The sequence below is a fragment of the Colwellia sp. SU-HH01217 genome (assembly GCF_057543495.1).
Genome location: NZ_BAAJLX010000002.1, coordinates 1 through 19,078 on the forward strand (window position 1 = coordinate 1; position 19,078 = coordinate 19,078).

The 19,078-nt window shown below is 37.9% G+C and carries 18 protein-coding genes and 3 tRNA genes; 4 read left to right on the forward strand and 17 right to left on the reverse strand.

Features of this window, described 5'->3' with window-relative positions; translation table 11 throughout:
• Positions 1-147 precede the first annotated feature (147 nt).
• The 15 genes from nadA to aspS form a co-directional block, all read right to left on the reverse strand.
• Complete coding sequence (nadA, locus tag AC27G3_RS03090; protein WP_487118699.1) at positions 148-1,206, reverse strand: quinolinate synthase NadA; 1,059 nt, start codon at positions 1,204-1,206, stop codon at positions 148-150.
• 308 nt (positions 1,207-1,514) lie between these two features.
• Positions 1,515-1,590 (reverse strand) — tRNA-Lys (locus AC27G3_RS03095).
• Positions 1,591-1,640: 50 nt separating this feature from the next.
• Positions 1,641-1,716: transfer RNA gene (locus AC27G3_RS03100), tRNA-Lys, on the reverse strand.
• Positions 1,717-1,781: 65 nt separating this feature from the next.
• Positions 1,782-1,857 (reverse strand) — tRNA-Lys (locus AC27G3_RS03105).
• A 174-nt stretch (positions 1,858-2,031) separates the two neighbouring features.
• Positions 2,032-2,808, reverse strand: a complete 777-nt coding sequence (gene ybgF / locus AC27G3_RS03110) for a tol-pal system protein YbgF (protein WP_487118701.1) — start codon at positions 2,806-2,808, stop codon at positions 2,032-2,034.
• 12 nt (positions 2,809-2,820) lie between these two features.
• Positions 2,821-3,372: a peptidoglycan-associated lipoprotein Pal gene (gene pal, locus AC27G3_RS03115; protein WP_487118703.1), complete on the reverse strand. Its 552-nt coding sequence runs from the start codon at positions 3,370-3,372 to the stop codon at positions 2,821-2,823.
• 39 nt (positions 3,373-3,411) lie between these two features.
• Complete coding sequence (gene tolB, locus AC27G3_RS03120) at positions 3,412-4,767, reverse strand: Tol-Pal system beta propeller repeat protein TolB (RefSeq protein ID WP_487118705.1); 1,356 nt, start codon at positions 4,765-4,767, stop codon at positions 3,412-3,414.
• Positions 4,768-4,838: 71 nt separating this feature from the next.
• Entirely contained in the window at positions 4,839-5,759 is a 921-nt protein-coding gene (tolA, locus tag AC27G3_RS03125; protein WP_487118706.1) for a cell envelope integrity protein TolA, read from the reverse strand.
• A 3-nt stretch (positions 5,760-5,762) separates the two neighbouring features.
• The gene (tolR, locus tag AC27G3_RS03130) at positions 5,763-6,188 is read right to left on the reverse strand and encodes a protein TolR (RefSeq protein ID WP_487118708.1); all 426 of its coding nucleotides are present in this window, start codon (positions 6,186-6,188) and stop codon (positions 5,763-5,765) included.
• Between the two features lie 40 nt (positions 6,189-6,228).
• On the reverse strand, positions 6,229-6,912 hold the full coding sequence (tolQ, locus tag AC27G3_RS03135; protein ID WP_487118710.1) for a protein TolQ: 684 nt from the start codon (positions 6,910-6,912) through the stop codon (positions 6,229-6,231).
• Positions 6,902-7,312, reverse strand: coding sequence for a tol-pal system-associated acyl-CoA thioesterase (gene ybgC / locus AC27G3_RS03140; RefSeq protein ID WP_487118712.1), 411 nt, complete (start codon positions 7,310-7,312; stop codon positions 6,902-6,904). Before ybgC ends, tolQ begins: the two co-directional genes overlap by 11 nt.
• A gap of 691 nt (positions 7,313-8,003) precedes the next feature.
• The gene (gene ruvB / locus AC27G3_RS03145; RefSeq protein WP_487118714.1) at positions 8,004-9,014 is read right to left on the reverse strand and encodes a Holliday junction branch migration DNA helicase RuvB; all 1,011 of its coding nucleotides are present in this window, start codon (positions 9,012-9,014) and stop codon (positions 8,004-8,006) included.
• 28 nt (positions 9,015-9,042) lie between these two features.
• Positions 9,043-9,660 (reverse strand): Holliday junction branch migration protein RuvA, encoded by a 618-nt coding sequence (ruvA, locus tag AC27G3_RS03150; protein ID WP_487118716.1) that lies wholly within the window; start codon positions 9,658-9,660, stop codon positions 9,043-9,045.
• Positions 9,661-9,738: 78 nt separating this feature from the next.
• A complete protein-coding gene (gene ruvC / locus AC27G3_RS03155) occupies positions 9,739-10,266 on the reverse strand; it encodes a crossover junction endodeoxyribonuclease RuvC (RefSeq protein WP_487118718.1) in 528 nt (175 codons plus the stop codon).
• A gap of 138 nt (positions 10,267-10,404) precedes the next feature.
• Positions 10,405-12,189 (reverse strand): aspartate--tRNA ligase, encoded by a 1,785-nt coding sequence (gene aspS / locus AC27G3_RS03160; RefSeq protein ID WP_487118720.1) that lies wholly within the window; start codon positions 12,187-12,189, stop codon positions 10,405-10,407.
• Positions 12,190-12,390: 201 nt separating this feature from the next.
• On the opposite strand from aspS, the gene cmoA reads away from it, so the two are divergent.
• From cmoA to AC27G3_RS03180, 4 genes are all read left to right on the forward strand, one after another.
• The gene (cmoA, locus tag AC27G3_RS03165) at positions 12,391-13,128 is read left to right on the forward strand and encodes a carboxy-S-adenosyl-L-methionine synthase CmoA (RefSeq protein ID WP_487118722.1); all 738 of its coding nucleotides are present in this window, start codon (positions 12,391-12,393) and stop codon (positions 13,126-13,128) included.
• A 62-nt stretch (positions 13,129-13,190) separates the two neighbouring features.
• The gene (gene cmoB, locus AC27G3_RS03170; RefSeq protein WP_487118724.1) at positions 13,191-14,174 is read left to right on the forward strand and encodes a tRNA 5-methoxyuridine(34)/uridine 5-oxyacetic acid(34) synthase CmoB; all 984 of its coding nucleotides are present in this window, start codon (positions 13,191-13,193) and stop codon (positions 14,172-14,174) included.
• Positions 14,175-14,334: 160 nt separating this feature from the next.
• The gene (locus AC27G3_RS03175; RefSeq protein WP_487118726.1) at positions 14,335-15,681 is read left to right on the forward strand and encodes an anti-phage deoxyguanosine triphosphatase; all 1,347 of its coding nucleotides are present in this window, start codon (positions 14,335-14,337) and stop codon (positions 15,679-15,681) included.
• An 85-nt stretch (positions 15,682-15,766) separates the two neighbouring features.
• A complete protein-coding gene (locus AC27G3_RS03180; protein ID WP_487118728.1) occupies positions 15,767-16,819 on the forward strand; it encodes a patatin-like phospholipase family protein in 1,053 nt (350 codons plus the stop codon).
• Positions 16,820-16,824: 5 nt separating this feature from the next.
• Here the strand turns inward: AC27G3_RS03180 and AC27G3_RS03185 are convergent, their stop codons facing one another.
• Positions 16,825-17,214, reverse strand: a complete 390-nt coding sequence (locus tag AC27G3_RS03185; RefSeq protein WP_487118729.1) for a VOC family protein — start codon at positions 17,212-17,214, stop codon at positions 16,825-16,827.
• A 26-nt stretch (positions 17,215-17,240) separates the two neighbouring features.
• On the reverse strand, positions 17,241-19,067 hold the full coding sequence (locus AC27G3_RS03190) for a protein kinase domain-containing protein (RefSeq protein WP_487118731.1): 1,827 nt from the start codon (positions 19,065-19,067) through the stop codon (positions 17,241-17,243).
• Between the last annotated feature and the right edge of the window lie 11 nt (positions 19,068-19,078).

Here is a 19,078-nt window from a genome sequence, read left to right on the forward strand (position 1 = left end):
AAAAAACTACTAGCTCGCTAGAAGCTGCGCTATGGTAGAAAAAAAGCCTCGCAGGTGCAAGGCTAATTTATGACTTTATATGAATAAATGCCTGATTAGTCGATAATTCAAACAATTTAAGCATTTCAACAATAAACTCAGGGTAAATTATGCATTCCCTTTAACTTTCAGCTTATTCTCTGCAGCAAAGTTAAGCATTCTATTAAGAGGAATTAACGCTTTTTGCGCTAAAGCTGCATCTACTTCGATTTCACGACCTACAGGGCTCTCTAGTGCAGCTACAATTGATTTAAGGCCATTCATAGCCATCCACGGGCAATTTGCACAACTTTTACAAGTTGCACCACTGCCACCTGTTGGCGCAGCTATAAATGTTTTGTTGGGGCTAGCTTGCTCCATTTTATAGAAAATGCCTTGATCTGTGGCAACTATAAAATGCTGGTTGGGCATTTCTTGGCTTGCTTTAATTAATTGGCTAGTAGAGCCTACAGCGTCAGCAAGCTCGATAACATTCGCAGGTGACTCTGGATGAACAAGCACACCAGCTTCTGGAAATTGTACTTTTAAATCGCGTAACGCTTGTGCTTTAAATTCATCATGTACAATACAAGCACCCTGCCACATTAGCATTTCTGCACCAGTTTCTTTTTCTATATAGGCACCTAAATGACGGTCAGGCCCCCAAATAATAGGTTTGCCCTCGCTTTCTAACATTTCAACAATTTCAAGAGCGATGCTTGATGTTACCACCCAATCAGCTCTTGCCTTAACCGCTGCTGAAGTATTTGCATATACCACAACCGTATGATCGGGATGTTGATCACAAAAAGCTGAGAATTCTTCAATTGGGCAGCCTAAATCTAATGAACAGGTTGCTTCTAATTCTGGCATGAGTACAGTTTTTTCTGGCGTTAATATTTTTGCGGTTTCACCCATAAATTTAACACCAGCAACAATTAGTGTTTCAGCATTGTGCTGAGCACCAAATCTCGCCATTTCAAGAGAGTCAGCGACACAACCACCTGTTTCTTCAGCTAATGCTTGAATTTCAGGATCAGTATAATAATGAGCAACTAAAACGGCATTTTTTTCTTTAAGCAATTGCTTTATTTTTGCTTTATATTCTGCTCGTTCATCATTATTTAAAGGTGCTGGCTTTTCAGGGTATTGAAAATCCAACTCAACAGCTACATTGGTTTGGCTCATTACTAATCTCTATTATTTTGACTCGATTTTAAACGAGACAATTATAAGATAAAGCCAAGTAAATGTGTACTATAGAATGCCATAACAAAAATATGTAAATAAACGGTAAAAGCCTTTGGCTTACTAATTAAAGAGTTTTGATAATTTAAGCTGGGTGGTAATTTAAGCTTGGTGGTAATTTTAAACTAGAGTGGTCGGCCGTGAAGGATTTGAACCTTCGACTGAGTATGATTAAACGGTTTAAAGCCTTTGGCTTACTAATTAAAGAGTTTTGATAATTTAAGCTTGGTGATAATTTTAAACTAGAGTGGTCGGCCGTGAAGGATTTGAACCTTCGACAAATTGGTTAAAAGCCAACTGCTCTACCAACTGAGCTAACGGCCGTTCTAGTTTTATCTTATGCGTAACATAAGTAGTAAATATATCTCTTGAAGTGGTCGGCCGTGAAGGATTTGAACCTTCGACAAATTGGTTAAAAGCCAACTGCTCTACCAACTGAGCTAACGGCCGTTTCAAGATTTTATTTAATGTGTACAAATACTTTTAACTTTACTTATTGAAAATAAAAATAAAAGTGGTCGGCCGTGAAGGATTTGAACCTTCGACAAATTGGTTAAAAGCCAACTGCTCTACCAACTGAGCTAACGGCCGACATTGCGTTCAACATGGTGCCTTGAACGCGCCGCATATAATACTCATAATTTTTTTAAGTGCAACCATAAATTTCAGTTTTTTTACGCTTTCTTTACTGTTCGAACAAAAAGACAGCAAAGCGCTAGATTAACAATCAAAATATAGCGTCAAAAAATTAAATTTTCAGGAGTATTACGTTAAACTATCTAAACGCGGTTTTGCCAATTGAGCAGCTGTAGAACTCGGATATTCTTTAATGAGTTGTCGATATAAAGTAATAGCCTTCGTTTTACTGTTCTGCTTTTGAGCAACCATTGCTAATTTAAGCAATGAGTCTGGTCTTTTTGAAGAGTCAGTAAATTGCGTTACCACAACAGTAAACTCTTTTTCTGCTTCAGCTAATTCACCTTTATTAAACAATAACTGCCCTAACCAATAATGCGAATTTGCTGCATAAGTCGATTTGGGATATTTTTGGTTAAATTGGCGAAATTCAACAATCGCTTTTTCGTAAAGCTTATCTTTTAGTACCAAATTTACCGCACGATCATAAGCTTCATTTTCAGTAAGGTTGTTACTGTAGTTAACTTGATTATCAGTGTTTGGTTGTTGGTAAGCTGTCGTTGCAGGTGTCGCTTTTAAGGCTTCATTAACTCTACGATCAAGTTCTTGATAGAGTTCGCGTTGACGCTCTAATACTTGGCTTAACTGGTGTGTATGTAGCTCAGTAACACCGCGCAAATTATTAACTTCGGTTTGTAACTCATCAACTTGCTGTTGAAGGGCTATTTGTGCTCGGTTACGTGCATCGAGTTGACGGGATAAATTTTTGATCTCTTTCGCTTGATCCGCATAGCTCATAGAGCCAGCTTTCGAATTAAGATCATAAACAGGTGCAGAATCTGCTGCTAATACAGAAAATGTATTAGCAGCAAAAGCAATCCCTAATAAAACTTTGTTCAGTTTCATTATTAATCCAGATTAGTAAACTAAAACAGCACGACGGTTTTTAGCGAATGCAGCTTCGCTACGATCTGTAACCATTGGCTTTTCTTCGCCGTAGCTTACTGTAGTAATTTGACTTGGAGAAACACCCATGTTTTGTAAGTAAGTAACTACTGCTTTTGCACGACGCTCACCTAAGGCAATGTTGTACTCTGGCGTACCACGCTCATCAGCATGACCTTCTACTAATACGTTAACACCTGTGTTTTCATTTAAGAAAGCTGCATGAGCATCTAATAATGCAGAGAATTGACCACTTACATTTGATACATCAAAGTCAAAGTAGATGATATGTTCAGAACGAAGTCTCTCTAGTTCTTGACGTTTTTTCTCTTCAATTTCAGCTTCTTTTTGCATTGCTGCAACTTTTACACGCTCTGCTTCTGCTTGTGCATTTTGCTCGGCAGTCATTTGAGCATTGCTGTCTACTTGGCTTTGCTCATCGCTGTCTGAATTTGAACTACAAGCAGACAATACTAAGATTGGTAGAGCTACGGCTAAACTTTTTACTATTTTATTAAAGCGCATTTTATTTTCCTTATACAAAAGTAAATTAATTATTATTCTTTATAAAAACGGCGACCATGCGGGTGATTTTACCTGACCATTTACTGCCGGTAATCTCGCCTTAAATCGACCATCAACTGAAACTAAACTTAGTACATTGCGATTATTATACAAGGTACTATAAATAATCATTCCACCGTTAGGTGCAATACTAGGTGATTCATCTAGCCGAGTATCTTTAGTTAAGACTTGAAATAGACCTGTGTCTAATTCTTGTTTTGCCAAATGATACGCGCCTCTTGTTCGATTGACCATCACAAGTTGACGACCATCTGGTGATAATGAACCACCTAAATTCATTTCACCATCAAAAGTTAAGCGTCTAACTTTACCATCGAGTAAATTTACGCGATAAATCTGAGGTTTTCCACCCCGTTCTGAACTAAATACTAATGAACGACCATCTGGTGTCCAGCTTGCCTCTGTATCTATTGCTCTGTGGCGGGTAATTCGTCTTAATTTTTTACTAGCAACATTAAGTACATACAACTCTGGATTGCCGTCTTTAGACAATACAAGCGCCACCTTTTTACCATCAGGAGACCAGCTTGGCGAACTATTAATGCCCTTATAATTACTGAGAAGCTGACGTTGGCCTGTATAAATATCAATGCTATAAATTTGCTGCTGATTATTTTCAAAACTTACATACGCTAACATTTCACCGTTTGGATGCCAAGACGGCGACATAATAGGTTCATTAGAGCTTAATAATACATGTTCGTTAAAACCATCGTAATCAGCAATAACTAGCTGATAAGGATGATTACCACTATCTCGAACAATAACATAAGCAATTTTTGTTAAAAAAGCACCTTTTTCGCCCGTTAATTTTTCATAGACAACATTACTAATTCGGTGACCGTAGCGACGAAATTGTTTTTCACTTATTTCTACGCTGCTTTCATCTAAGATATGATCACTGCTATTAACTAATGCTCCGTTACTTAACATTTGCGTTTGTCCGCCAGTCACTTGACCACGAATAACATCAATTAATTGATAATTAACTTGATAACGACCTGTAGAAGTTGGCTTAATCTCCCCCACTACAATTGCTTCAACGCCTTTACCAGCCCATGCAGCGTAATCTACTTCTTTATCGTTTGATGGAGTTTGCGGGTAATTCATTGCTGAAATAGGGCTGAATTTACCGCTTCTTAATAAATCGGCACTAATAACAGAAGACAGTTTTGATGGCTCAGGGCCGACACCTGTCCACTTAAATGGAAGTACCGCAATGGGTCGTGCACTGTCCACCCCACCAGTAATTACAATTTCTAAAGCAGCCATTGCTTGAGTGCTAGTAAGAGAAACAAGTGTTAAGAAAAAGGCTATTTGTCGTAAAAATTTCATTTATTCACTTCTGCATTAAATATTAAGTATTGTGTTTGTTACTCGTCTTGTTAATAAAAGTCGCAAACAGATTAAAACTCTGGGATTACCGTGACACTAATTTTACGCATTTCCCTGAAAACCTCAGGATCTTTAGATACAGGTAATGTACCGGCTTTATAAATTGCATTTTGCGCCGCATCACAAACAATACGATCTCCTTGACCAATAACAACATTAGTCACAAAGCCCGATGGTGCAAGACTGATAGTTAATTTACAAGACTTACCTTCCATAGTGCTGCGATCTGTTATTAAATTACGTTGTATTGTTTGAATAATCAATGCTGTAAAGCGATTAATTTCAGACATAAGCTGTTGTTGTCTTGCTTGTGCTCTGCCTGCCATTTCTTCTGCTAATTGCTCTTGTAATAACGCATCTTGTGCAGCTCTTTCTTTAGCTTCTTTCTCTTTACGCTTTTTCTCAGCCTCTGCTTTTCTGCGTTTTTCAGCGGCTTTTTTCTCTGCTAATTTTTTCGCTGCAATTTCTTCTTTAATGCGTTTAGCTTTTGCTGCAGCTGCAACTTCTTCCGCTTTCTTTTGTTCCGCTATTTTTTTCTTATGTGCTTTCTCTGCTGCAACTGCTTTAGCTTTAGCCTTTTTAGCCGCGTCATCCGCTTTTTTCTTTTCTTGAATTTTCTTTTTTCGTTGTCGTTCTAGATCTTTAATGCGCGCTTCTTCTTTTAAGCGTTTTTTCTTGGCATTTTCTAACTTTCGCTCAGCATCTCTAATTCGTTTTTTCTCTGCTGCTTCGGCATCAGCTTTTTGTTTTTTAAGCTTCTTTACCTGATTATCAACCTTTGCTTGATCCACCACAACGGCTTGAATAGGTGTTACCTGAGAAACTTCAGGCATAGGTTTAGGTGTCGAGGTAAAGTCCCCCAACATTAAGATAGCGATTAATCCAAGATGTAAACCAAAACTTAAAATGAGTGGCTGATACTTCTTATTCACTGATTACTTCTCCGGCATATCTGTCATTAAACCTACGGATGGAACCCCAGCATTTTTTTGGAGTAAAACCATTAATTGGATAACCGCATCATAAGATACCGCGCCATCGGCGTTGACCACAACAGGTGTATCAGGCTCAACAGTTAAATGGGCTCGTACTAGCTCTGCCACTTCGTCTGCTGACATTGGTTCGTTTTTACTTGTGCCAACAGCAAGATAATAATTACCATCTACATCAACAGATGCTACCAGAGGGGGCTTGCTGTCTTGATCTAAAGCTTCAGAGTCTGCTTTTGGTAAGTCAACTTTAACCCCTTGAGTGACTAATGGGGCCGTCACCATAAAAATAATAAGCAGTACCAACATAACATCGATGTATGGCACTACATTTATTTCTGCTACCTTCTTTTTTTTAACGCGCGTGTACATTTTAGCTCCTCATCCCTTTACAGAAAGTCTATTAGCAAAATTAAACTTTTTGTTCTGCAGCGGATTGGCGTTGTAAAATACTTGAAAATTCATCAATGAAATTGATGTAGTTATTTTCAATTTTTTCAACATGATGAGTAAATCGGTTAAATGCCATTACCGCTGGAATGGCTGCGAACAACCCCATTGCAGTTGCAATAAGTGCCTCAGCAATACCTGGAGCAACAGAGGCTAAAGTGGCTTGTTGAACAGCGCCAAGACCAATAAAAGAATTCATGATCCCCCAAACAGTACCAAACAAACCGATATAAGGGCTAATCGAGCCAACAGTAGCCATAAAAGTTAAATGAGTTTCTAACTCATCAACTTCACGAGAAAGAGACACTCGCATAGCGCGGTGTGTACCATCAACTACTGATTGTGGGGTATCCATATTAGATTTTCTTAGGCGAGCAAATTCTTTAAAGCCAGCAACAAATAAACTTTCGATTCCAGTTGCATGCCCTTTAGCTGACACTTCACTATAAAGTTTACTTAAATCGGCTCCGCTCCAAAATTTATCTTCAAAAGATTTTAATTGTAGCTGTGCAGCCTTAATTGCCTTTTGGCGTTGAAAAATCATACTCCAACTAACAATAGAGAAACCTAATAAGGTCAGCATAACAAACTTAACCAGTAAACTGGCATGTAAAACTAATTCAAAAACCGAAAATTCAGCTGACACGTTTAAATACTCCTAATAACTCTTTGGGTATACCACAAGGCTTTCCCTCATGCGATTTTATACAAGCAACACGAACGATTAAGGTCGCTAGTAATTGCTGATGTTGGTTGGTGATTTTCTGAGAAAAAACAAGACTCGCCGCTTTTAGGTGAGATATTTCTGTATTAACACTAAGTAAATCATCCAGTTTTGCAGATGCAACATTATCCATTTCAACCTTTGAGACCACAAAACCGATATTTTGTTCTAAAAGAGTTGACTGATTTATGCCTAACTCTCTGAGCCACTCTGTTCTTCCACGTTCAAAAAACTTTAAGTAATTAGCATAATAAACAATACCACCTGCATCAGTGTCTTCATAAAAAACGCGCACTGGATATTGATGACATGGTGAAAGCATAAAATTACGAAAACTAGTGTATATAATTATTTAAGATACCTATAGTAATAGATATTGGATGAATTTCACAAGGGGGTGGACCAATTGATTAGTATAAAATTGTAAATAAATAATTAATAATTCGGTATAAAAATTTTTTTTGAATAAAAAAACCAAGTTTATCGTTAAAAACATAGCAAATCAGGGTATATTCCACAGGAATATTTATGCAGATTTTTAAACGAAAACTCGATAAAAACAAGACGTTTTTAGTTATTTATGCAGTTTAAGGTTTGAGAGGACTTAATACAAAGCTATCCATTAGTTTTTCTAATGCTTTATCATTAATTTATTTTGTTTGTTATTCTATTATTTAGTGATTAATATACGCTTGTTCTCTGAGCTAGCGCAGTGATTTAACAACCTTCCCTAGTAGTTAATTCATTAGCCAGACAACTTGAAACGGTAATTTCTATTATAGATTTATCTTTTCTCTCTGACATGTTTATTGGAATATTTAACTTCCTATTTCAACTTTTTAAGTTGGCCCGCACTTTGTTTGCGGGCTTTTTTTTGTCTTAAATTTATGAAGCCATAGTATTAATTCAATATAATTTAAGCAAACTAAAAGTAACTAACCTTAGCTCGGCTAACTGTTAGGTTACTTTTCAAATTGTTAATTATATCTAAACCGAGTTTAGGTTAATCACCTTTACTCAGTATTGTCTCGTATTAAGCCAAAATGTTGATAGGCACGATCAGTCGCAATTCTTCCTCTTGGTGTTCTTTGTAAAAAACCTTGTTGAATAAGAAAAGGCTCAATAACATCTTCTATGGTTTCTCGCTCTTCACCAATAGCTGCGGCAACATTGTCTAACCCAACAGGGCCGCCTTTAAATTTATCAATAATAGCATTGAGTAATTTGCGATCCATTATATCAAAACCTTGATTGTCCACCTCTAACATTTCTAATGCTAAAGCAGCGGTACTTTCATTTACAACACCTTGGGTTTTAACGTCGGCATAATCTCGCACACGTCTTAACAAACGATTTGCAATACGAGGTGTGCCACGCGATCGTTTGGCCACTTCAAGTGCACCAAGGTGATCGATTGTTAAGTTTAAAAAATTCGCCGAACGCGTCACAATGTCGGTAAGGTCGTTTACATTATAAAACTCTAGGCGTTGTACAATGCCAAATCGGTCCCGTAAAGGCGAAGTTAAGGCCCCTGCGCGTGTCGTTGCACCAATAAGAGTAAAAGGAGGTAGATCTAATTTAATTGAACGAGCTGCAGGCCCCTCTCCAATCATGATATCTAATTGATAATCTTCCATTGCAGGATATAAAATTTCTTCAACAATAGGGCTTAATCGATGAATTTCATCGATAAATAACACATCATTCTCTTCTAAATTTGTTAATAACGCAGCTAAGTCCCCTGCTTTTTCTAATACAGGGCCAGAAGTCGTACGAATACTTACCCCCATTTCGTTAGCGACAATATTTGCTAATGTTGTTTTTCCTAAACCTGGAGGACCAAAAATGAGTAAATGATCAAGTGGTTCATTTCGTTTTTTGGCAGCAGGAATAAATATTTCCATTTGGGACTTAACATGACTTTGCCCTGTGTAGTCTGTTAATAACTTAGGGCGAATAGCACGATCTATCGGCTCATCTTCTAAAGTTTCAACTGATTTTACTAAGCGATCCGCTTCTATCATTATGTACCCTTTACACTAACTATTACCGTTAAAGCATCGATTTTAATGCTAAGCGAATTATATCTTCACTCTTCATATCGCTACTATAAACTGATTTTACCGCTTTATCTGCCTGTCCTTGTGTATAACCTAATGATACAAGTGCATTTAAGGCATCGCCTTTTTCATCATTAATCACATTAAGACTATGGTGTGCTACAACTGTCGAGTCACCTATAGCTAGCGTTGAATTATCACTTTGCCAGTCTTTTAATCGGTCACGCATTTCAATTAATAATCGTTCAGCCGTTTTTTTACCTACCCCTGGAATTTTAACTATGGTCGCTAAATCGTTATGCACTACACAACTGACAAATTGATCCGCCGACATACCTGACAATATAGCCAAACCTAATTTGGGGCCAACGCCATTAACTTTTAATAAAATTCTAAAGAGTTTACGTTCAACTTTATTAGCAAAACCATACAGGAGTTGCGCGTCTTCTCGCACCACAAAATGCGTATAAACAATGGCTTCTTGATTAACTTCAGGTAAAGCATAGATACTTGTCATTGGCATGGTAACTTCATAACCAACGCCCGAGCATTCTATTAATATTTCAGGAGCAACTTTTTCTAATAACAGACCACGTAAACGACCAATCACATTAATTTACCTATTTATACGTTAATAGCGCCAGAATATCACTAGATATATATACAGTAAAGTACTACAAGAATTATATTAGCGGAGTCTAGAACGAACCACTTTGCTTACCTGCCCTGACATTTTAGCTAGATATTCATGGCTATGACCATGACAAAGTGCAACAGCTAATGCATCAGCGGCATCTTCTTGTGGGCTGGCAGGTAGTTTTAAAATTGACTTTACCATGTGCTGTACTTGGCTTTTATCAGCAGCACCAGTTCCTACAACAGACTGTTTAATTTGTCTGGCGGAGTATTCTGCAATGGTTAAGCCATTATTAGTTGCAGCAACAATGGCTGCTCCCCTCGCTTGACCTAGTTTTAATGCAGAATCTGGGTTTTTAGCCATAAACACCTGCTCTATAGCGAACATATCAGGCTTAAATTGAATAATTAATTCCGAGACCCCTGCAAAAATAGTTTGTAAACGAGGTCCTAGTTCTTTACCCGCAGAAATTGCTTTTATGCAGCCACTGCCTAAATAGGTAAAGTTTCTGCCGTTTTGTTCAATTACACCGTAACCGGTTAATCGAGAGCCGGGATCAATCCCGAGAATAATAGCCATACAAATAATTTACTACTACTGAATAGTTGATATGCAGAGCATAAAAGGAAGTGAAATAAATTCATAGTACAAAAAATAAAAATGCAGTTAAAACATTCGCTTTAACTGCATTTATTTCGAATACTATCTAAAATACGGTTAGTCGCTAGTAGTTTCTGACTTTTCTTCTTTTGGTAAACAAGCGATACCTAACTCCACTAACTGGGCAGGATTTGCTTGCCCTGGTGCATTGGTTAATGGACAAGCAGCGGTAGTTGTTTTCGGGAAAGCCATTACATCACGAATTGAGCTGGCTCCAGTCATTAGCATTACTAGGCGATCAAGACCAAAAGCTAAACCTGCATGTGGCGGCGCACCATATTGTAAAGCTTCAAGTAAGAAGCCAAACTTCTCTTGTGCTTCTTCATCGCTAATACCAAGAATTCTAAAAACGGCTGCTTGCATATCTTGATTATGGATACGGACAGAACCGCCACCCAGTTCACAACCATTTAACACCATATCGTAAGCATTTGATAAAGCGCCCACAGGGTTAGCTTCTAACTCTTCTGGTGTAAGGTTAGTTGGTGCAGTAAATGGATGGTGAATTGCATGCAAGTGCCCATCAACTTCTTCAAACATTGGGAAGTCAATTACCCATAATGGCTTCCACTCACCTTGTAATAACTCAAGGTCTTCACCTAACTTAAGACGAAGCGCGCCTAATGACTCACTAACTACGTTGTACTGATCTGCACCGAAGAAAATAATATCGCCCGATTGTGCATTAGCTCGTTCAAGAATAGCTTTAGCTTGTTCTTCGTTTAAGAATTTTAAAATTGGCGATTGTAAACCTTCAAGGCCAGCATCTATGTCATTAACTTTTAACCAAGGCATGCCCTTAGCGCCATAAATACCAACATATTTAGTTAACTCATCTAACCCTTTACGCGAAAACTTAGCAGCGCCTTGAGGTACACAAATTATAGCTACGCGGCCTTTATCATCGTTCGCAGGTCCAGAAAATACTTTAAACTCAACTTCTTTTAAAATATCTGCAACATCTACAATCTCTAAAGGGTTACGTAAATCAGGTTTATCGCTACCAAAACGAGACATTGCTTCAGAATATGGCATGCGAGGAAAATCACCTAAGTCAACATCAAGCATGGTTTGGAATAATTCACGGATCATTTTTTCCGTTACTTCCATCACTTGATCGCTACTCATAAATGAGGTTTCAATATCTATTTGAGTAAATTCAGGCTGTCTGTCAGCACGTAAATCTTCATCACGGAAACATTTAACGATTTGATAGTAACGCTCCATGCCAGACATCATTAATAATTGCTTAAACAATTGTGGTGATTGCGGCAGTGCAAAAAATTGACCTTTATGTGTACGGCTAGGTACTAAATAATCGCGCGCGCCTTCAGGAGTTGCTGCCGTAAGAATAGGTGTTTCAATATCTAAAAAGCCTTGAGACTCTAATGAACTACGCACTGCTGAAGTAACTTTAGCGCGAAAACGCATACGTTCTGTCATTTCTACGCGGCGCAAATCAAGATAGCGATATTTTAATCGCTGCTCTTCCGAGTTATTTTGGTTAGAATCAAGCGGTAAAGGCGCCGATTTATTTAATATCGTTAACTCTAAACCAAGTACTTCAATACCACCTGTGGCCATTTTTTTATTAACTTGTCCTTCAGGACGTGCGCGTACTATCCCTTTAAGCTGTACACAAAACTCATTACGCAAAGTATTTGCAATAGCTAATACTTCTGGTAAATCAGGATCATAAACCACTTGTACTAAACCTTCACGATCTCGTAAATCTAGGAAAATTACGGCTCCTAAATCACGACGTTTGTTTACCCAACCACAAAGAGTTACTTCTTGGCCAATATGAGATTCATTAACCTCACCACAATAAAGACTACGCATGTATATTTGTCCTGAAATGTCACTTGAAGAGCTTAACAAAAAGGTAAATACCCGTGTTAAAAAGCTCGTTATCGTAAAAATGCCGCTATTATAAAGCAATCATTACTAATGTCACCTGTGAACATCGGTTTGCCTTAGTTAATAATTCAGTTAAAATAGCCGTTATAATATTTAGCACCTCCTGTAACAAGAAATTAGCCCATGTCGCCTTCTAAAACTGATGTCATTTTTTCGAATAAACATAGCCAAGTAAAAGACTTTACCTTTGATGCGCAAGTGGTTGAAGTGTTCCCTGATATGATCAGCCGCTCAGTCCCAGGTTACAACACCATTATTGATACTATTGGCCGCTTAAGCCAACGCTTTGTTACCGATAATACCAATGTGTATGATTTAGGCTGTTCGTTAGGAGCTGCTACATTAGCAATGCGACAAGCAATTACCGCAAAAGGCTGCCAGTTAATTGGTATTGATAATTCCTCGGCTATGGTCGAGCGTTGCAAAATGCACGTAAATGCCTTTAAAGGTGAAACGCCCGTTAAAATTATAGAAGGGAATATGCAAACCCAACCGATAGAAAATGCTTCTATGGTGGTGCTTAATTTTACCCTACAATTTATAGAGCCGGATCAACGCCAAAGCTTAATAAATAAAATAGCCGATGGTTTACAGCCTGGTGGTTTATTATTAATTTCAGAAAAAATCTCAGATAGTGATTCAGTGTGTCGAGATTTACTTACCGACTTACACCATGACTTTAAGCGCGCTAATGGCTACAGTGAATTAGAAATAGCTCAAAAACGTACCGCACTTGAAAATGTCATGCGAACAGATACTTTAGAGGTACATCAGCAACGATTAAAACAAGCGGGATTTTCGCATGTAACGCCATGGTTTCAGTGTTTTAATTTCTTTTCGCTTATCGCCATTAAAGACTAGCCTTTAATAGCAACTTATTTAAGCGCCTAGAGATTAAGCGCATAATAAACAAGACAGTATCAATGAACTCATTTAATAAATTTTATCAAAAAATAGCAACCAATCGTTTAAGCCATTGGTTAAATACTTTGCCGGCCCAGCTAAGCGATTGGCATAACAACAACTTGCATGGTGAATACAAGCATTGGCAAAAAACACTTGATGCCCTCCCTACGCCAAAGCCAAACACGCCGGTAAATTTAAGCCAAAGTGTTACTGTTGGCAGTGCACAAGATGTTGAAGATGGAGTCATTAATCAAGGTGAATTTAAACGCTTAGAAAACTTATTAAAAAAGTTTAAACCGTGGCGCAAAGGTCCTTATCATATTCATGGTTTACATATAGATACTGAGTGGCGAAGTGATTTTAAATGGGACCGACTACTTCCTCACATTAGCGATTTAAATGGCCGATATGTATTAGATATTGGTTGTGGCAGTGGTTATCACTTATGGCGTATGCGAGGGGCAAACGCTAAGTTTGTTGTTGGCATAGATCCTACTCAGTTATTTTTAATGCAATTTAATGCGATACAGCATTTTATTAACGACGATAGCGTTCATCTTTTACCATTAGGTGTTGAACAACTCCCTTCATTACAAGCATTTGATACTGTATTTGCTATGGGGGTTTTATATCATAGACGCTCCCCCATCGACTTTTTATACCAATTAAAATCTCAGTTAGTTAGTGGCGGCGAGTTAGTACTAGAGACACTCATTGTCGATGGCGATGAAAATACTGTACTGGTTCCTGGCGAACGTTATGCAAAAATGCGTAACGTCTGGTTTTTACCTAGTGGCGCAGCAATGTGTGCATGGTTAGAACGCTGTGGTTTTAAAAATGTTCGTATGGTTAATACTGATATAACCGCTTTAGACGAACAACGTAAAACTGACTGGATTGATACAGAGTCCCTTAAAGACTTTATAGACCCTGATGATCCAACTAAAACTATTGAAGGTTACCCCGCCCCACAACGCGCTATTTTTATTGCTAATGCCTAAAAATCAACCTTTTAACCTTGTTACGTCTTGCACTCATTCTATAATCGAGTAGTCTTGTTATAAACAAGCGAGTATTGCTTTCAAATCAATGTTCTAATCGAGCAACGATTTGAGAGCAAACAGCACCGATAAAGCTGAGTGACACGATAATAGGAAGGTTATGACTAATTTGTGGGTAGAGCGTCAACAAGAAAGTGTTGCTAAGCGCCAGCATGATCACCGCAGTCCATTTCAAAGAGACAGAGCGCGAATTTTACATTCTGCCGCATTCAGACGACTCCAATCAAAAACACAAGTAATGGGTAGCGGGCAAAGTGACTTTTATCGAACCAGACTGACTCACTCGCTTGAAGCCTCGCAAATAGGCTCAGGTATTATGGCTCAATTACGCTCAAAATACTCAGCACTCTCCAGCAAGTTATTTCCTGATGACGATACTTTAATTGAATCCTTATGCTTAGCTCATGATATTGGTCACCCTCCCTTCGGCCATGGTGGCGAAGTTGCCTTACACTTTATGATGCGAGATCATGGTGGCTTTGAAGGTAACGGACAAACCTTTCGAATTGTTGCTCGATTAGAGCCATTTAGTGAACGTGCTGGTATGAATCTAACCCGACGTTCATTATTAGGCTTATTGAAATACCCTCAAACTATTGAACAATTATCCAATCAAAAACATGTTGATAAACCACAAAATCATCGACAACTTAAAGCGGGAGATTGGCACCCTCCTAAAGGCGTTTACAGTGATGATTTAGCTATTTTAGATTGGGTTCTTGCGCCACTTTCAAGTGCTGACAGAGCACAGTTTCAACAAATAAAAACCAATAGCGGTAAGCATCATAAAACTCGTTATAAGTCACTCGACTGTTCCATTATGGAGCTTGCCGACGATATTGCCTATGGCATTCACGATTTAGAAGATGCAATCGTCACTGGCATTGTTAACCGTAATGACTTTGAAGAAAGTGTTATAAAAAGCTTATTAGCAATAGACGATGATTGGTTGCAACAATACAGTAAAACGCTAACTGATAAATTATTTTGCCAACAACACTTTAAGCAAAAAGAAGCGATTGGCGGCTTAGTCAATTACCTCATAACAGCAATAGAGTTAGTTGACAGCAACGCTATAGATGGCAACACATTTGAAGAGCCCTTATTAAAATACAATGCCCGTTTACCTGAAAAAATGGCCGATGCCCTTCAAATTTTTAAAGACTTTGTTTATTTGTATGTGATCAAGCAAACTAGTATTCAACGCATTGAATACCGAGGACAACAAATAATTATGGAAATATTTGAAGCATTATCTTCTGATCCAATGCGTTTATTACCTAGTAATACCGCAAAACGCTGGCAACAAGCTAAGCATGATGGCTTGAACCAACATAGAGTCATCGCAGATTATGTTGCCGGCATGACAGATGAATATGCAACAAGGTTATATCAAACACTCTTCTCTCCTAATGCAGGCACGAGTTATCGAGAACCTAATTTTTAATCAAAGACTTACAGTAAATTAGATACCCACACTGATAAATACTCATATCCATACTACTAATAGACTAAAAAGATAAACTTTTAATATGCTCGATATTTACGCAGGCGAAAACGCCTTAAAAACCATTAAAGAACACGGCTTTAAACAAGAGCTATTTACTAATTTCCTTGGCGCTTCTGGCGGCCCAAAATGGTTTGTGCTATTTGGTTTAGATAATTATTTATTTGGTGAGTTTTTCAAAAACCGAAATACAGAGCTGAATATAATTGGTTCATCAGCAGGTGCATTTCGTGCGGCATGTTTTGCACAACAAAATCCGCTAGAGGCACTTTCTCGGCTGGCTAAACACTATGCTGAAACGACATACACGCAAAAGGCACAACCTAAAGAAATAACCACTAAAGCAAGTCGTTTACTTGATGAAGTTTTCTCCACTAGTGGCATTAAAGAGATCATTGAAAACCCTATTATGAAAGCACATTTTATTGTGGCAAAATCTAAGGGGTTAACAAGTTTCGATAATAAAATAAGCCAAGCAAGTGGTCTACTAAGCAGTTACTTATTAAACAAAGTAGATCGACGATTATTAACGTTACAGTATGATCGTTATGTTTACCAAGCGCCCTCAAGCCAAATTCACATAGAAGATCCTTATTGCTTTAAGACTCACTATATTAATTTCACTCCTGAGAATGTTAAACAAGCCCTACTCGCATCTGGGTCTATTCCATTAGTTATGCAAGGAATTAAAAACATTAGCGGTTCACCTGCAGGCATGTACCGCGATGGAGGGATTATTGATTATCATTTTGATTTTGCGCTAAAAGAAAGTAAAGGATTAACGCTGTACCCTCATTTTAATTCACAACCAAAGGCGGGATGGTTTGATAAAAGCTCGGCAAGAAAAGTGCAAATAAAACATTACCAAGACACGGTGTTATTAGTCCCTTCTGCAAAATTTGTTCATTCGCTGCCCTATCAAAAAATACCTGACAGAACCGACTTTACCCAACTCGATGCAACAACAAGGATTCGTTACTGGAAAACAGTGTTAAATGAAACTCAAAAGCTTGCTGAAAGTTTACATACTTTTATCGAGCAACAAGATATTTCAAAAATTAAGCCGTTGAACTTATAGCTCAACTAGCCTTTTTGATAAAGAGCACACATAGCGCCTTCTGGATCTTTTATTACTACATATTTGTCGGCGCCCATTAATTTAATAGCTGTGACTAGCTCACCGCCTTGCTGTATTACCTGGTTTACTGAGTCTTCAATGTCAGAGACTAAGAAATAAGGCAACCATGTAGCAGGCATGTCTTCATTAGGGCCTTTAGCGTGACATATTCCAGTAACAGCTTTATTCGTGCCCGCTATGCTCATTGCATAGTCGTTATACTCACCGTTATTCATCGCTACGTTTTCAGCAGACCAACCAATTACTTTTTGATAGAAACCTTTTACATTTTCAGCATTGTTTACGGTTAAATCCATCCAAACCATTTCGCCAAAGTCATTAGTATTATCGCTCATCATTTATCCTATTATTTGAGTAGGTGTCACGTTTGTTTCTTAGGGTTTTTAGGGTAATACTTTTCAGGTAGTGTACTAATGTGTTCGAAAAACCGAGTATCTTTATAGGGTAACTTCATAAAGCCAGAAATACCATTGCCGTCAATAGTCGGTAATAACGTTAATATCTCAGCTAAGCATTGGGCAAACTCATCGGCTTTTTCATGGTTTAATAACATTAAATAACTATGAATTTTTAAATGCTTAGGAAGCACTTCAAAGATAATACAGCCCGTATGATGAATTAAATTAAGCCGCGATAACACCGCCATGAGTTCGTCTGATAAATATAGATACTCATCGGGATCTTTACCATCTTCAAAATAAGAATGTAAGCGAGTAATATCATCTAACTCTTGTACATCACTAATATCAAAGGGAATTTTTTGTTCAGGTTTAGCAACAAAAGGAAGTGATTGTTTTTTTCGCTCAACATGCAAGGTGTTACGTGCGTTAAACAAGCAACTTTTAAACATGCCAATTCTGAAAATACCTTGTGCTAAATAAATCATATTATTAACAGCACTTTGAAAAGAGGTTCTTAATGATTGGTCAAATAAAGTAAGATTAGAGTCAATATACACACCATCTTTCTCCCAACGAATGGCAAGGCCTCCCACTACAGGAAAATTACCTAATCGGCTGACGGCTGCGATAAAAGCCTTTTCGTTATCGCCCATGCCAATGAGAAAATTTTTATAATACTTTTCAAGCTGTACATCATCAACACCTTTTAAATGGTCGCTGTCTGTTGACTCTCTTAAAAATGATTTACGAGAGCCATAAACTACCGTGTCAATTTCTTCGCTATAAGGTTTTACCCAAACGGGTATTAAGGCTTCAATAGGATAATGTGTTGGTTTATCGGTAAGTACTAAGTTTTTTAAATAGGAAAGATTATTAAAAAAGTAATCTCCTGCCTGATGTCGACGTTGAATATTATCGCTAAGTATTCCATCAATAACGTTTGCTAATACTTTAGGTAATCCTAAAGACGAGGCTGAAATAACTTTTGAGCCATATCGACAAGACTGGCCAGATGCTAATGCATATAACGTCGCCGCTAAGCCCTGCTCATCAAATCGAGGCGACGATAACTCGCCATTAAGCTGTTCAGGACCAATAAAATACACATCGCCTAACCGAGCATTACTGTGCTGCAAGTCGCTACTCATTAGCTCCATAATATTATTGGTTGTGCTTTGTCCGTTTACATCTAATTGAGCAGTAACCGATGATCCCCAATCAATTAAGTAGACTTTGCCGTTATTCGGATCGTAAACCACATTCGAGGGTTTAATATCGCCATGGATATAAGGCTTACCTTTTTCATGATTATGACTGTTACGCAAATAAACAAGAATATCAGCCAATTGCAACGCTATATCAACAATAAGCTCAGGCGACAAAGGACCTTTTTGATAGGAGAGTTTTTCTAAATCTATGCCTGGTGCACGAGACATTTGTAAAATGCACTGTCGCTTTATTTTATGGTACTGCAGCACAGAAGGAATTCTCGGATGATTAAGTTCGCTTTGAATAGCCGCTTCTTCTTCTAACCTGTCTTGAACGTGCTGTGGGAGATTAAGTCGCGAAAACTTAAAAACTACATTGTCGCCTTGTTGATCTTCCCCTGTAAACACAAAGCCATAAGCACCTTTACCTAATAAAGAAATCTGTTGATAACCTAGTTGTTTGAGTTGCTGTTGACACAAGTCTACCCAACGCTTTAATTTGGTAGCATCTTTATGACTCAATAAATAAATTGATTGATCTTCAGGAATATAAAAATGCTGCAGTTTTGCTTGTGTCATTAAACTCTACT

Coding starts and splice junctions, on each gene's coding strand:
- ruvC (WP_487118718.1), bottom strand. CDS start 10,266: ATGGCTATTATTCTCGGGATTGATCCCGGCTCTCGATTAACCGGTTAC.
- AC27G3_RS03175 (WP_487118726.1), top strand. CDS start 14,335: ATGACTAATTTGTGGGTAGAGCGTCAACAAGAAAGTGTTGCTAAGCGC.
- ruvB (WP_487118714.1), bottom strand. CDS start 9,014: ATGATAGAAGCGGATCGCTTAGTAAAATCAGTTGAAACTTTAGAAGAT.
- tolR (WP_487118708.1), bottom strand. CDS start 6,188: ATGTACACGCGCGTTAAAAAAAAGAAGGTAGCAGAAATAAATGTAGTG.
- pal (WP_487118703.1), bottom strand. CDS start 3,372: ATGCGCTTTAATAAAATAGTAAAAAGTTTAGCCGTAGCTCTACCAATC.
- ybgC (WP_487118712.1), bottom strand. CDS start 7,312: ATGCTTTCACCATGTCATCAATATCCAGTGCGCGTTTTTTATGAAGAC.
- cmoB (WP_487118724.1), top strand. CDS start 13,191: ATGAACTCATTTAATAAATTTTATCAAAAAATAGCAACCAATCGTTTA.
- nadA (WP_487118699.1), bottom strand. CDS start 1,206: ATGAGCCAAACCAATGTAGCTGTTGAGTTGGATTTTCAATACCCTGAA.
- aspS (WP_487118720.1), bottom strand. CDS start 12,189: ATGCGTAGTCTTTATTGTGGTGAGGTTAATGAATCTCATATTGGCCAA.
- cmoA (WP_487118722.1), top strand. CDS start 12,391: ATGTCGCCTTCTAAAACTGATGTCATTTTTTCGAATAAACATAGCCAA.
- AC27G3_RS03190 (WP_487118731.1), bottom strand. CDS start 19,067: ATGACACAAGCAAAACTGCAGCATTTTTATATTCCTGAAGATCAATCA.
- ybgF (WP_487118701.1), bottom strand. CDS start 2,808: ATGAAACTGAACAAAGTTTTATTAGGGATTGCTTTTGCTGCTAATACA.
- tolB (WP_487118705.1), bottom strand. CDS start 4,767: ATGAAATTTTTACGACAAATAGCCTTTTTCTTAACACTTGTTTCTCTT.
- AC27G3_RS03180 (WP_487118728.1), top strand. CDS start 15,767: ATGCTCGATATTTACGCAGGCGAAAACGCCTTAAAAACCATTAAAGAA.
- AC27G3_RS03185 (WP_487118729.1), bottom strand. CDS start 17,214: ATGAGCGATAATACTAATGACTTTGGCGAAATGGTTTGGATGGATTTA.